The 247-nt window shown below is 63.2% G+C and carries 1 protein-coding gene; it reads right to left on the bottom strand.

Annotated features, from left to right (window positions below; genetic code table 11):
* On the bottom strand, window positions 1-247 hold a 247-nt coding region (locus KVT28_RS26015; protein ID WP_217551150.1), incomplete at both ends, for a GIY-YIG nuclease family protein.

The following is a 247-nucleotide window of genomic DNA, read 5'->3' as shown; positions in this document are numbered from 1 at the left end:
GATGTGGTCGACGGAATCCAGCTCGCGCATCAGGTTGGCGATCCGGCGGCGCTGGTCCCCATAGAAGTACTGGCGCACGCGGGATCTCAGGTTGGTCGCCTTGCCGACGTAGATGACCCGCCCGTCCCGGTCACGGAACATGTAGACCCCGGGACGACGTGGCAGTCCGTCGGTCATGGAGATCTTGGAGTAGTAGGCCGAGCCCTTGGCCCTCGGAAGCTGGAGGAGATCGTCGATATTGGTCACC

This window comes from Pantoea sp. GbtcB22, assembly GCF_019091025.1.
Classification (GTDB): Bacteria; Pseudomonadota; Gammaproteobacteria; order Enterobacterales; family Enterobacteriaceae; genus Pantoea; species Pantoea leporis.
This window is presented reverse-complemented; position numbering and strand designations above follow the sequence as displayed.